At 61.2% G+C, this 13,376-nt stretch carries 9 protein-coding genes and 1 pseudogene; 3 read left to right on the forward strand and 7 right to left on the reverse strand.

Going from position 1 to position 13,376, the window contains the following annotated elements:
* Window positions 1–19: 19 nt before the first annotated feature.
* Both lldD and TZ53_RS00530 read right to left on the reverse strand, forming a co-directional pair.
* On the reverse strand, window positions 20–1,183 hold the full coding sequence (lldD, locus tag TZ53_RS00525; protein ID WP_044660073.1) for an FMN-dependent L-lactate dehydrogenase LldD: 1,164 nt from the start codon (window positions 1,181–1,183) through the stop codon (window positions 20–22).
* A gap of 190 nt (window positions 1,184–1,373) precedes the next feature.
* Window positions 1,374–3,614 carry a TonB-dependent receptor gene (locus tag TZ53_RS00530; protein WP_044660074.1) on the reverse strand — a complete coding sequence of 747 codons (2,241 nt, stop codon included), beginning with the start codon at window positions 3,612–3,614 and terminating at the stop codon, window positions 1,374–1,376.
* Between the two features lie 247 nt (window positions 3,615–3,861).
* Here TZ53_RS00530 and TZ53_RS00535 point away from each other — a divergent pair, with 247 nt between their 5' ends.
* Entirely contained in the window at window positions 3,862–4,986 is a 1,125-nt protein-coding gene (locus TZ53_RS00535) for an amidohydrolase family protein (protein ID WP_052628059.1), read from the forward strand.
* A 265-nt stretch (window positions 4,987–5,251) separates the two neighbouring features.
* On the opposite strand, the gene TZ53_RS00540 is transcribed toward TZ53_RS00535, so the two are convergent.
* From TZ53_RS00540 to TZ53_RS00555, 4 genes are all read right to left on the reverse strand, one after another.
* Complete coding sequence (locus TZ53_RS00540) at window positions 5,252–6,169, reverse strand: LysR substrate-binding domain-containing protein (protein ID WP_044660075.1); 918 nt, start codon at window positions 6,167–6,169, stop codon at window positions 5,252–5,254.
* A 97-nt stretch (window positions 6,170–6,266) separates the two neighbouring features.
* Window positions 6,267–7,595, reverse strand: a complete 1,329-nt coding sequence (locus TZ53_RS00545; RefSeq protein ID WP_165363306.1) for an MFS transporter — start codon at window positions 7,593–7,595, stop codon at window positions 6,267–6,269.
* Window positions 7,592–9,250, reverse strand: a complete 1,659-nt coding sequence (locus TZ53_RS00550; protein ID WP_044660077.1) for an FAD-dependent monooxygenase — start codon at window positions 9,248–9,250, stop codon at window positions 7,592–7,594. Before TZ53_RS00550 ends, TZ53_RS00545 begins: the two co-directional genes overlap by 4 nt.
* A gap of 292 nt (window positions 9,251–9,542) precedes the next feature.
* Entirely contained in the window at window positions 9,543–10,352 is an 810-nt protein-coding gene (locus tag TZ53_RS00555) for a fumarylacetoacetate hydrolase family protein (protein ID WP_238320086.1), read from the reverse strand.
* Window positions 10,353–10,691: 339 nt separating this feature from the next.
* Between TZ53_RS00555 and TZ53_RS27880 the strand changes: the two are divergent.
* A pseudogene (locus TZ53_RS27880) lies at window positions 10,692–10,913 on the forward strand (MipA/OmpV family protein); the annotation flags it as partial.
* Between the two features lie 74 nt (window positions 10,914–10,987).
* Window positions 10,988–11,884, forward strand: coding sequence for a recombinase zinc beta ribbon domain-containing protein (locus TZ53_RS00560; protein WP_238320087.1), 897 nt, complete (start codon window positions 10,988–10,990; stop codon window positions 11,882–11,884).
* Window positions 11,885–12,356: 472 nt separating this feature from the next.
* Here TZ53_RS00560 and TZ53_RS00565 read toward each other — a convergent pair whose 3' ends face one another.
* Window positions 12,357–13,223: a hypothetical protein gene (locus tag TZ53_RS00565; RefSeq protein WP_044660079.1), complete on the reverse strand. Its 867-nt coding sequence runs from the start codon at window positions 13,221–13,223 to the stop codon at window positions 12,357–12,359.
* Between the last annotated feature and the right edge of the window lie 153 nt (window positions 13,224–13,376).

Raw genomic sequence — 13,376 nt, forward strand, 5'->3', positions numbered from 1 at the left:
CCCGCGGCGGGGCGATCGTTTACAGCTCATCCACAAGGATGTGGCGGCCGATGGCGCCGATGTCCGGGCTGCCCGTCAGCGCCATGGCGACCCTCATTTCCGCCTCGATAAGCTGCAGCACATGCGCGACCCCCGCCTGCCCGCCTGCCGCGAGCGCATAGGCCCAGGCGCGGCCGAGAAGCACCCCCTTTGCGCCGAGCGCCAACATGCGGACGACGTCCAGTCCCGATCGTACGCCGCCGTCGACCAGGACAGTCATGCGATCTCCGACAGCTTCGGCAATAGGAGGGAGCGCCCGCGCCGTAGAGGGCACGCCGTCCAGCTGACGGCCGCCATGATTGGACACGACAATGCCGTCCGCGCCGACGCGCGCCGCCATTTTCGCATCCTCCCTGTCCAGGATGCCCTTGATGATGAAGGGGCCGTCCCAAATCTCCCGGATGAAATCGAGGTCGCGCCAGCTGACGCTCGGATCAAAATTGGCGCGCATCCAGGCGAGGAAATCCTCGAGCCCCGTTTTCTTCCCCAGCACCGGCGCGATATTGCCAAGCTGATGCGGACGCCCGAGCAGGCCGACGTCCCACGCCCAGCGCGGATGCCGCGCCGCCTGGCCAAGCCGCCGGATGGCGCCAGCCTTGCCCGCCGCCCCGGCCAGGCCGGAATGATAGTCCCGATACCGGGAGCCGGGCACCGGCATGTCGACGGTAAATATGAGGGCGGAGCAGCCGAGTGCTTTCGCTTTCTGCAACAAGGCGCGCATGAAGCCGCGATCGCGGATCATATAGAGTTGAAACCAAAAAGGCGCATTCACACCCCCGGCAACCTCCTCCAGCGGGCATGCCGAAACGGTCGACAGACAGAAGGGGATTCCCGCCGCCTCCGCGGCGCGCGCGGCCTGCACCTCCCCACGGCGCGCATTCATGCCGGCCAGGCCGATGGGCGCGAGCGCCACCGGCAGCGCGAGATGCTGCCCGAACAATGTCGTGGTGAGATCGAGCCGCGACACATCGGTGAGCACGCGTTGCCGCAGCGCTGTCGCCGCGAGATCGGCCAGGTTGCGCTCAAGCGTCACCTCGGCATAGGAGCCGCCGTCGATATATTCGAACAGGAATGGTGGCAGACGGCGACGGGCAAGTTCCCGATAGTCGAGGGCGGAGGCGGCCTGGCGTATTTTGCGGGTCATAATGGGATATTCCGTTACCGCCTGTTCGTCGGCGACGCCACTGTCTCCAACCAGGCACACGCCATTCCGCCACCACCCCGCCTTTCCCGCGAGCCTGAGAAGCCTGGGAAGCGCGGCCCGAAGGGTTCACGCTTAACCCGCCTCTTCGAATGCCGGAACTGGACAATGGCGCACGCCCGCCTTGCCGCGGTCAGAAATTCTTGGTCAGTCTGGCGCCAAATGTGCGCGGATTGCCTACAAAGCAGCGCAGGCCTGTTCCCGTGGTGGGATTGCGCAAGCCCAGCGGCGCATCGAACACCTGCACGGCGATGTTGGTGCAATAGCGCTTGTCCGCGAGATTGTCGCCGAACAGAGCGATCGACCAATTGTCGTCGCGGCCGAACAGCGTGGCGCGGGCGCTGAGCAAGGAATAACCCGGCTGGATCGTGTACGGGTTTCCGTCGATCGTCGTGCCCGCATAATATTTGGTCGTATAGGATATGTCGCCTCGCAGGCTGATCCGCATGTCTCCGCCGACCGGCACGGAATATTCGACGCCGCTCGTGCCCGCGAGCTTGGGCGAGAAGGTCAATGGAAAGCCGCTCAGATCGTGCGTGGCTGGCGTGAAGCCGGGAATGTTGGGCGCGTTGGGATAGGATTTGAACTTTGAGTCGAGATAGGCGATCCCGGTGTTCAACTGAAGACCTTCGACCGGCCTGACGGTCAGTTCGGCCTCGATGCCTTGCTGGCGCAAGGAACCGACATTCTGCACGACCGGCGTGATTCCGAAGAGCGCGCGCTCCTGGAAGTCGTCCACGTCCATCCTGAACGCGGTGGCGTTGAATGTCAGGACGCGATCACGGGTCTGGAACTTGAAACCCAATTCATAATCCTTGACGATCTCCGGATTGAAGACCCGAAGCTGGCCCAGGGCGGCATTTGAGTTGCCGGAGTTGAATCCGCCGGACTTGAACCCGGTCGAATAGGTTGCGAAGAGCATCAATTCCCTGCTTGGACGCCAGGCGAGATTCGCCCTGTAAGTCCAACGGCCTTCGGCGTAAGACAATTTCGTCGTTTCGTTGGTCTGAATCGAAGCCGCCGCGGGATTGAAATTCCTGCCTATGAAGCTTCCGTCCTTGTCATCATGGGTGTAGCGCGCGCCCAGCGTCAGATCGAGCGACGGCACGATCTTGAAGCTTCCCTGAAGATAGCCGGCGAAACTCGACGTCCTCTGGTTGAAGACGAACAATGCCGCCGGATTCCGAGGGTTCGCAAGGCAGGCCGCCGTCGCGGTCGAAGGCGCGACAATCCTGCAGAAGTCCGGCGACAGGTTGAAATTATAATTGATCCGCAAGTCTTCATGATAATAATAAACGCCGCTGACGAAGCTGAAACGGCCGCCCAGAAGATCTGTGGGGGAACTCAGCTGCAACTCGTGCGCGTTGCTCTTGCTTCGCCAGAAATTGTCGCGGGCGAGCAACAGGATGGGAAGGAAGGATCCGTCGCCATCCTGTTCGAGATTGTTCCAGTCTCGATAGCTGTCGGTCAACTTCACGGCGAAATCGCCCAGCTCCAGATCGAATTGGCTGGAAACGCCCCAATGCTTCGAATCCACATGATTGCCGGCTGTGTACTGGTTGGTGGTGCCATCGTCCCGGTCGAGATCGGAAGGCGCGCCGATCCGCGCCGTCAGTGCCGCCAGCGTCGCCGGCGTCAGACTCTTGGCGATCAGGGGCGTATATTGCCATCCCCCGCCCCGCGTGAGCGTATAGTCGCCACGACCCGTCCAGGTCAGCTTATCCGACAATCTCGCGCGCAGCGTCGCGCGCCCCGCAAAATTGTCGACACCGCTTCTGCCGCCAGTGCCCGTGGTTTTCCAATAGCCGTCGAAAAGCTGCGCGAGACCGGCAACGCGAAGCGCGACGTCCTGGCCGAGCGGCACGTTGATCGCGCCGTCCAGCCGGTACCGGTCGCCGGTGCCGGCCTCTACGCCGATATTCCCTTCGAACCGGTCGCTCGGCGCCTTGGTGCGGATGTTCAGCGCGCCCACGGATGCGTTACGGCCAAAGAGCGTCCCCTGCGGGCCGGACAATATCTCAATGGCGTCGAGGTCGAGGAGCGCCCCGTACATCGCGCCCGGGCGTGCGATATAGACCCCGTCGACGAAGGTGGCCACGCTGGGTTCGATGGCGCTGTTCCCGAGCGAACCGAGTCCGCGGATCGACAGGCGCACCCCTGATGTCCCCGGTCCATTGCCTCCCTTCAATGTTGGCGCGATGCGCGGCAGATCCTGCAGCGTCTGAATATTGGCTTTCGCCAGGCGTCCGCTGTCGAGGTTCGTAATGGCGATGGGTACGTCCTGCAGCCGTTCCGATCGGCGTTGCGCCGTGACGATGATCTCGCCTGCGTCGGCGACCGCATTCCCTGTAGCCGAATCGACTTGCTGGGCCAAAACAGCGCCTGGCGTAAGGCAGGCCAAAGCGGCACTCGTAAGATAGAAACTGCTGCGCATCTCATCCTCCCCTCGCGCGCGGCATCCTGTCCGGGCGCGGTGTTTGGACGGTTCAATAGGCAGTGTTGCTCGCGACGGGACGATTGCTTTTTGCGGGTTTAGATAGGCGGCAGGCATCGGGTGCCGCAGAGCGACATCTTTCACCCATTGCGGCTGATGGCAAAAGGTCTTCCAAAGGAGAGACTTGATGACGCAACTGGATCGACGCACCGTGATAGCGGGAGCCCTGGCGGGACCGATCATCAGCGCCGAGGGCGCGCGGGCGCAACCGTCCGGAACGCCTCTGATTGCCACGGAAGAAGCCTATGCGACGCCGGAGCTTATGGCCGCGTTGGACGCCGGACCTCCTGGAATGACTGAAGCTGAGAAGACCTATACCGCTCTCTTGCGCAGCGGAACCGGCGCCGGAGCGTCGGAGCTCAATCGCAAGCTTTGCAGCGTGGAGGCGCGCCTTGCGGAAATGGACGCGAACGGCGTCGATATGCACCTGTTGAGCATCACGATTCCGGGTCCGCAAGCCTTCCCGCCAAAGGAAGGCGCGCGCGTCGCCCGTTCCCTGAACGATGGCCTTGCCGCGATCATTCGCGCCCATCCCACGCGCTTTGCCGGGCTGGCGGCGATAGCGCCTCAGGACCCCCAGGCATCGGTCGCGGAGATCGAACGCGCTCGGAAGGATCTGGCGCTCAACGGCGTGATCATCAACTCGCACAGCTTTGGCGAATATTTGGACGAGCCGAAATTTAGATCCATTCTCGCCGCGCTCGAAGCGCAGGACATGCCACTCTACCTGCATCCGCGTTCTCCGTCGCAGGCGATGATCGGACCCTATGAGAATTACGGGTTGAGCGGCGCCCTGTGGGGATATGGCGCCGATGGCAGCCTGCACCTGCTTCGCATGATATTCGCGGGCGTGTTCGATGAGTTCCCCCGGCTGAAAGTGGTGCTGGGGCATATGGGAGAACGAATCCCCTATTATTTCACGCGCATCGACAATCGTTATCGCAATCTCATGGCGCGAGGAGGGGAGAAGCTGGGCCTCAAGCCGCTGAGGCAACTTCCCAGCCAATATTTCAAATCGAATGTCTACATCACGACAAGCGGAACCTTCTCCCACAAGGTGTTGGCCTACTGTCTGGACATTTTGGGTGCGGAGCGAATCCTTTTCGCAATCGACTATCCTTATGAGCGCAGCGATGAAGCCGTGCGGTTCATCCGCTCGGCCCCGCTGTCGCCAGTCGATGCAGAGCATATCTGCTTCCGCAATGCGCAGACATTGTTCCGTATAAGGAACCCGGCGCTGCCCAAGATTTGAGCCTGCGCGGGTTCCCTGCGTGCACCCTGGGCCGCGTGTACAAATTAGGAATGCCGGGAAATGGCCAATTCAGGACCTTCCCCTCCCGTAAACGGGAGGGGTTAGGGGTGGGCGCGAGCGTAGCGAGCTTCTGACTTAGCCGTTGCAAAACAGCGCAGGTGCCGCGCCAGCCCACCCCCTAGCCCCCTCCCGCCTGCGGGAGGGGGAATGTCCTGGTTCCACCCGGATCACTCAGTCCAGCGGGTCTTGAATTTATCCACGTCGCCTAGAGCCCCAAATTGCGCCGGTGGTAATTATGCCCTGCCTTGCGGGTCAGGTCGCAGAGCCTTTCGGCAAGCGGAGTCAGCGGCACGTCCGCGCGGCGGACGATACAGATCGGCGCCGCATAGAGGCTGTCAACGAGGCCGATCGTCTGCAAACCTTCCCTGCTGGGCGCAAAATCGAGCCACTGCATCGGGAGCACCGTCAAGAGATCCGAATTGGCGACCGCAAGCAACGTCATCAGCGCGGACTGGCAGTGGACGACAACCTCCGGCTCCGTCAGGCCCGCATTTTCGAACATCGTCTCAAACTCGACTTCGCCATATTGGGTCGAGAAGGAAGGGCGGACCCACTGGGCATCGCGCAGTTCCGCGAGCCTTGTCGCGTGAGCCAATGGATGACCCTTTCGCGCGACGACCATTCGCTTGTTATCGAAAATCTTTTCCACCAGCAAGGTGGCGGCGGACAGATGCTCGTCCAGCGGCCCTACGTAAAAGTCGATTTCACCGGTGAGGATGTCATGTTCGATCGGCTGGAAGAGGCTTTCGGTGAGTTTCAGCAGGGCACGGGGATAGCTTGCCCGAAACGGTCCCAGAATGGACGGCATCAGCGCCAGGCCGGACGCGGAGGACAATGCGACCGAAACCTCTCCGACGAAATTGCCCTTGGCCTGCTCCAACTCCTCATGCGCGCGCCGAAGTTCGGACTGGATCGCCAGCGCGCGGCGCACGAAGAGCTTGCCGAGGGGGGTCGGCGACACGCCATTGGCATGGCGCGTGAAAAGCGAGACGCCAAGCTCATTCTCCGTATCGCGTATGCTGCGCGTGATGGTGGGCTGGGTGATGCCCAGCCGGCGGCTGGCCGCGCGCAGGCTTCCGGCTTCGGCGACGGCGACGACGTCGCGGAGATGACTAAGCTTCATGCATATCCTCCAGCAATGCCTGATTCGATCATAATGTCAGGCTGCAATAGGTGGGAGGCATCGTATGCGCGTGGGTGGCGGCGTTCAAGCGTTCATGTCAGGCGTAGTCGCGCTGCCTGATGCGCAGAAGCAGGGCAGCCGCGAGCAGGGCCGGCATCGCCATGACCAGGGAGACCATTGCGCGCTCATGTCCGAGCGAGAACAGCAATCCGCCCAGCGCGGGTCCAAGTGCGCTCCCGAACCGTCCAACCCCGATGACGAAGCCGATGCCCGAGGCACGCGCCGAGGGAGGAAAGTTTCGCGAGAGAATGGCGTACAGGTTGACCATGCCGCCTATGGTGCTGGCGCCGACGAGGACCGACATGGCGACGAGGACCGGCAAATCCATGGGGACCACGCCGAAGAGCGCGATGGCCAGGCCGCTCAACGTGACCGCGGCGATCACGACCCGCTTGAGCCCAAGCCTTGGCACGAGAAACGCAAAGGCGGAACCGCCCAGCACGCCGCTGACGCTCATCGCCGTGGCGGCCAGCGCCGCCTGAGAGACGGTGTGCCCGGCGCCGGTGATCAGCGACGGCACCCAGCTCTGGATATAATAAAGGGAAAGCGTAAACAGGAAAAAGATGGCCGCGGCGGCGACCGTTGCAGGGAGTTCGGCTGGGGTCAGCAGCAGGCGGATCGACCGACGCCGCGCCCGGGGGCGAATGGCGTCGGGTGCGACGCTAGCCGGCTGGCCGCACCGATTGAGCAAATGGTTCAGCCGCGTCTGCGTCGCCGGCCCGCCCCTCGACAGAATGCCGACGATCGACTCGGGCAGCCAGAGCAGGACGATCGCCAGCATGACCATGCCAAGACCGCTCGCTACAAGGAAAAGCGCCCGCCAGCCCAATAGCGGGATCATCCACGCCGCCAGAATGCCGCTCACGATCGCGCCGGCGGGCAGGCCGAGATTGACGATGGCCACCGAAATGTCCCGCCGCTTCGCATTGGCATATTCGGCCGCAAGCGGGTTGATGACTGCCGCCATCGTGCCGACGCCCAGGCCGGTAATCAGACGCGACCCGATAAGGTCGAAGAGATTGCCCGCGAGCGCTGTCCAAAGCGTGCCGCCGATCATCATCAGCAAGCTGAACAGCAGCGGGCGCCGCCGCCCATAGATGTCGGCGAGCGGCGAGAGAAAGAGCGATCCCAGCGCCATGCCGGCCAGAGCCGCCGCCAGAACCAGCCCGATGGCGGCCTTGCCGATCGCCATCTCTCGACCGATGACCGGCGCTGCGAAAGTGATCGCGAACAGATCCAGTCCGTCGAGCGCGCACATCGCGGTCAGCGCGAGGATGGAGAGCTTTTGCACCCGATGCATAGGAGCATCGAGAAACGCCTGCCAGAAGCCGGGCAACGCGTCGGGAGAATCCGATAGGTCGTTCACTCCGCACTTGCCCCGTCGTCGGACGCCGGGGATAGGCCGGCGGCATGGGCGAGCACGTCGCCCGCCGGCCATATGTCACCCCGCCAGGCGACATGCTGGTCGGGCCGTATCAAGGCCAGCCGCCGTTCATAGAGCGCGGCCACCCTGGGCTCGTCGATTGTCACGATCTTGAGAGGAATGCCGGATTTCGCGGCGTCATTCTCCGCCTCGCGCGTATCCGCGCCTCCGAAGGCGATAAGGGTGAAGCCGGCGCCAAAATGATCATAAAGCGACGAGCCGTCAGCGAGCCATGCATGCGGAGCCAGGCTGCCGGGTGCGGCGCTTGGCGTATAATCGAGCGACAGTCGCCAATCGGCTCCCGTGCCGTCGTCCCGGATGACCGGTGATCGCCAATAACGAAGGCCAAGCACGACACCGAGCGTATAAAATTCCCTTGGCTTGGTCTGCGCGATCAGGTCGGACACCTCACGCCGGACGGCATCGCCCTCCGGGCCATCATCCTCTATCCCGCTGCGGAATAGATTGCCCGGTTGGGTGCCGTGATTGCCTTCGGCTTCGTCCAACACGATTTCGTGGATCAGTCGCCGTTCGGCCTCATAGCTGTCCAGCAGGGCTGGACCGCCCCATCCTTGCAGCGCGGCCGCAAGCTTCCACCCCAGGTCGACGCCGTCCGCGACCCCCATGTTCATCCCGAAGCCGCCATAAGGCGGATGAAGATGACAGGCATCCCCCGCCAGGAAGACGCGCCCGTCGCGATATTTGTCCGCGAGAAGGCGGCTGGCGACCCACAGGTCGGAACTCAGAATTCGGTAAGGCAGGTCGATCCCGGTCGAACGCTTGATGAGGTCGAGCGCCTCCTCATCGGTGAACATTTTTTCCGGCGGCAGACTCAAAGGCATGAAAAACCACAGATCGCCTTCATCCATGGGACCGATCACGCTCGGCACATCCGGATTGACCTGCCAATACATGATTCCTGGCCCCTGCCGATGCGCGTCGGCGAGGCCCGGGGCGCTGAAGATGATATTATAATTGCGCGAGAGGCCGTACCGCCCTTCCATCTTCGCCCCGATCGCCTCACGCACGGTACTGCGCGCGCCGTCGGCTCCGACCAGATAGTCCGCTTCGATCACATGCTCCTCGCCCGTATCGACGGCTTTGACGGTCACCCGGACCGCCATGTCGTCCTGCTCGAAGGAGATGAATTCGCAACCATGCGCCATGGTGACGCAATCGATGGCGAGAAGGCGTTCCCTGAGGACGGACTCGAGCTTGTATTGCGGGATCCACTGCCCATGCTCGGAATAGCGTTCGTCACGCCGCGGCGAACCCTGCATCGCATTTTCGAAGCGGGCCAGCGGATAGCCGTTCAGCCGGGTAACGAAATGCACATCCGTGGGGTAGTCGATGCCGAACGGCGAAGCCTGGGCGAGGACATCGGCAAGTCCCCAGCGACGCAACAGCTCACGCGTCCGGACATGCGTGGTCTTGGCCCGGGGGGCATGTCCGCCCCTCGACTCCCGCTCGATGAGCAGACAGTCGATGGAGCGCATGCCAAGTTCGAGTGCGGTGGCGAGGCCCGTTGGACCGCCACCGACAATGACGATACGAGGGCGCTGGGCGGAGAGATCAGGGGAAGGGTTTTTCGTTTTCATGAACCGACGCTACCGCGTCCGATCACGCATCGAGATATGGCAGAAGATAAAGAGTGATGCCTGGGAACTATCGAGCGGAATGCCCTTATGCCGGACGGGGAACATTTCGGCCGACAACGCTTGGTCTGCACCGTCAGAAGCTCATCAATCGCTCGGGCAAAGCGTTGCAGCGGTTGCCATGGCAAACCGCTGCGCTGGCCTGAATAGTTGACCTGCCGCATGTTGGAGGATTGAGCCGGTCCCGCGTGCAATCCTTGCCGGTTGTGCCGTCTGCCGACGGCACTGTCCCATGCTATGGGGCGGACACGACATTCTCGATAGCGCCGATTTTGTCGACCTCGCATCGTACGACATCGCCCGGCTTGAGGAAGCGGGGCGGGTCCATCGCGACACCAACCCCCTCTGGCGTGCCGGTCGCGAGAATATCGCCGGGCTCCAGCATAAAGGCCGTCGAGAGATAGGCGATCTGTTCCCAGATATTGTAAATGAGTTCGTTGCTATTGCTGTCCTGCCGAACCTCGCCGTTGACCAGGCATCGGATGCGCAAGTCGTGCGGGTCGGCTATTTCATCGGCCGTGACGATCCAGGGGCCTATCGGTCCGTGGGTATCGAAGGACTTCCCGACCGTGAACGTCGGCGAATGAAACTGCCAGTCTCGCGCAGAGACATCGTTTACGACGACATAGCCGAACACGTGCGACCGGGCCGCACTTGCGGTGACACCTTTTGCGGCCGTCCCGACGATCACTCCCAATTCGACTTCATAATCCAGCTTTTCCGTAACACCCGGATCGATCGGATCGAATGGCCCGGAAAGGCAAGTCGTCTGCTTGTTGAACCACAATTGCTGCTTGGGGGCCGGAATGCCGTGGCGCTCGCCCTCTTCCGCATGCTTGCGATAGTTCATGCCGATCGCAAGAAATTTGCCGGGCCGTTCGATGGGGCAGACAAGTTGCGCATCGGACAGGGGGATGGAGGGCGTTCTGGACGCGACAAATGCAGCAATATGGCCCAGCGCCGTCTCGCCGCCGGCGACGATTGAAAGCATGGTGGGGTAGTCGTGCAGTTCCGCCAGCGGGACGATGCCATCATCCTTCAGCACGCCCAGGCCGATGCCGTTTGCCGATCTGTACCGTAATAATTTCATGTCGAACCTCTCTCATATCTGGGGCCGCACAAGGGCCTGCCATTGTCCCCTTCGTGAAGGCGCCGCGCCATCCGTGCTTCTTCCCTTTCGACATCGACTAAGGCACCGCTTCACGGTCTCATGTCAGCCCGGCATCGGCGTTGCGGAGCGGAGCGGCTAGATAGAGGAATAGACCAGGTGATAGCCGCCATGCATCAGAGCAGGCGGTGAACAGCGCCGGCTTTGCCCCATGCTTCGACTCTTGAGCAGATGGGGCCGATATGAACCTTCTTCTCGACGGGCCGGAGGGCCAGCAGGGTTTCCAAAGGCTGGATACCTGCCTATGCCGCCAAGTCCGGACTTGAAACCGTCGAATGGTCTCTGGGGCTGTTTTACCGAGCCAGCGAACGGTGGAGTGTCATTGGTTTCCTCAACTATCAGCGACTGCTCGATAGCACCGCCAAAAGCCCGATCGTTCGCCAGGTAGGAACGGCAAGCCAACTGGGGTTCGGCTTGGCTATCGTTCGGAAGTTCTAGACGAAACGTCTGACACCTTATGGACGTGGCGCCAGTGATCGGGCGCGGCGTCGCACCGCTTCAACACCTATGATGTGAAGAAGAAGCGCCGCAAGCCGCCGGAAGAGCATGCCGTCATGGAGGTGCCGCCGATCATCAGCGTGGCTGAGTTCGAGGCGGTTCAGCGATCCTTGAAGGCGCGCAGCCCCAAAATGATGCCACCGCGCGCGGTCGGGGGATCGACGCTACTGACCGGCATCTGCTTCTGCGCGAGCTGCAACGGCGCCATGACGCTCCGCACGGGCACGAGCCGAAGCGGGCAAGAATACCGTTACTACACCTGCGCGACCAAGGCGACGAAGGGGAAAACTGGCTGCAAGGGCGTCTCAGTTCCGATGCATCAGCTCAACCAGGCGGTCGTCGACCATCTGGAGAAGCGACTGCTCGATACTGCGCGCCTGGAAGGTCTGATGGATCAACTGCTCAACCGACGCGACGAATGGGCGGCAGAACGCCGTCTACACGTCGCTGAGATGGAGCGTCGCGCGACCGAGGCAGAGGCCAAGCTGACGCGGCTCTACGAAGCGATTGAGAACGGCCTAGTGGATATTGGCGACGCATCGCTCAAAACGCGGATCGCAGAACTGACGGCCATCCGCAATCAGGCTCGCGGTGACGCCGAGCGAGCGGTCACGCACATCGAGCGGATCGGTCCAGAAATCACGCCACACACGCTCGGCACTTTCGCCCGAGCCGTTCGCCGCAAGCTACGGCACGAGGATGGCACCTATGCCCGAAACCAAATTCGCGCGGTCGCGCAGCGGGTGGAAGTGATCAGCAAAACCGATGTCCGCATCCGTGGCAATCGCACGGAATTGTTGCGAACCCTCACCGCCGCCTCTGGCGTAGAGGCGGCGGTGCTAGGGACTCGTGGTTTTGGACCGAAATGGTGGCTTACGGGACTCATAAAGCGACTCTATCATCCTGATTAAGCTAGATAATTTGTACTAGAGGATGACAAAGGCCCCCGGATAAGCCCCCAAAAAATTTCGAGCCAATTCGGCACGAATTCGAGTCCTTGGCACGCCTTGGAGAAGGCGATTCTTCCTTTTTCCGCTGCGACCTCCATCAGAATTCGAAGCCGCTGACGACCCTTTGCGGCCATTCAGCGATCGATTTTCGTTCCCCGGCAGCAGACCGTCCGCTATTCTTGCTTCGGCCTTCGTAAGATTAGCCAGTTGCTGACTGGCAGATCCGAGATAGAGATCGGGCTAAGTAGCCACTCGGTTATGAGATAGCCGGTTAGCTGTATCAATAAGCCGCAACGTCTGGTTAGCGGACCGAATATTGAGTGGCGATGAGACTGTAGCTGACCCTGGCTGATCGAAGTTACCAAACCGAGCGTTGGCTATTCCGCCTTGCGCAAGCATGACGTGCTACTCACCTTTCACAGCGAGCCTCGGACTAGCCCGATGCAAAATGCGTTGCGCCCGTAAAATATTGACCGACATTGCCGATATCACCCATGTCGAACCCTAGGATCTGATACTCAAGCCGCTGTTGCATAAGTACTGAAGGGCCCCCTTCGAGAAATGGATTGACCATTTCTGACATAATGGGTCGAAGCCCGGGACGCAGCTCCACTCCACTGGGCGTGGCGACCGCGAACTGTTGGAAACCGGCGACGCTAGGTACGTCGGGGTCGTCCATTACTTCGCGGAGTATCTTAAGCGGGTCGAGGATCGTAGGCATCACATCGGTTTCCGTCTCACGAGCCTTTTCGACAATCTCCGCAACCTTCGCATTTCCCGACCCCAAGCAAACCAGCGCACCGCTTCCAACTTGAGCGACTTCACTCGCCTTGCTGATAGCGACGGCGTCCTCGTTTATTTCGATGCTGATGTGAAACGCTTGGGCGGGCGATGCCGGCGTACTGCGACCAAAGACCAGCCCATCGAATATATGGATGTCTGTTTTTTCCCAGCGGCGTCGCTCATTGACCACGAGCGCGGCGCAGCGTGCATAGAGGTCAGCTACCTCCGATACCGTTGGTCCATTATCGAAATCATTGACCACAAGAAGATTCTGAAGACACGTGCTTGCTAAGCCGTTGGCGGTCTGCCCGGCAAATACATTGCCAGCAAATGCAAATCCCATACTGGGTAGTCGGCATTTTTCAGTCTCAACGAATTTACCATGCTTGTTGAGTACAATTGGTACAGAAAAGATCTTGGGACCTGCTTCGCCGACCGTTCTCGACGCCGAGCCAAAACGCGTGTCCGCAACGACAGCGAGTCCCTCTATCATCTGCCAGGCCAGAACCAGCGTCATCAAACCTCCTTTCGCTTATTGGCTTGCGATATCCAATATCTGATCGCATACATTGCATTACCGCTTTTAGGATATCAATTGAGGTCGTGGAGCGCTGCTAGGGCACACTTCCCCCCGAAATCGACCCATCCGAGACCTTCAGGTTCTAAACCC

It is taken from the genome of Sphingobium sp. YBL2 (genome assembly GCF_000943805.1).
GTDB lineage: Bacteria > Pseudomonadota > Alphaproteobacteria > Sphingomonadales > Sphingomonadaceae > Sphingobium > Sphingobium fuliginis.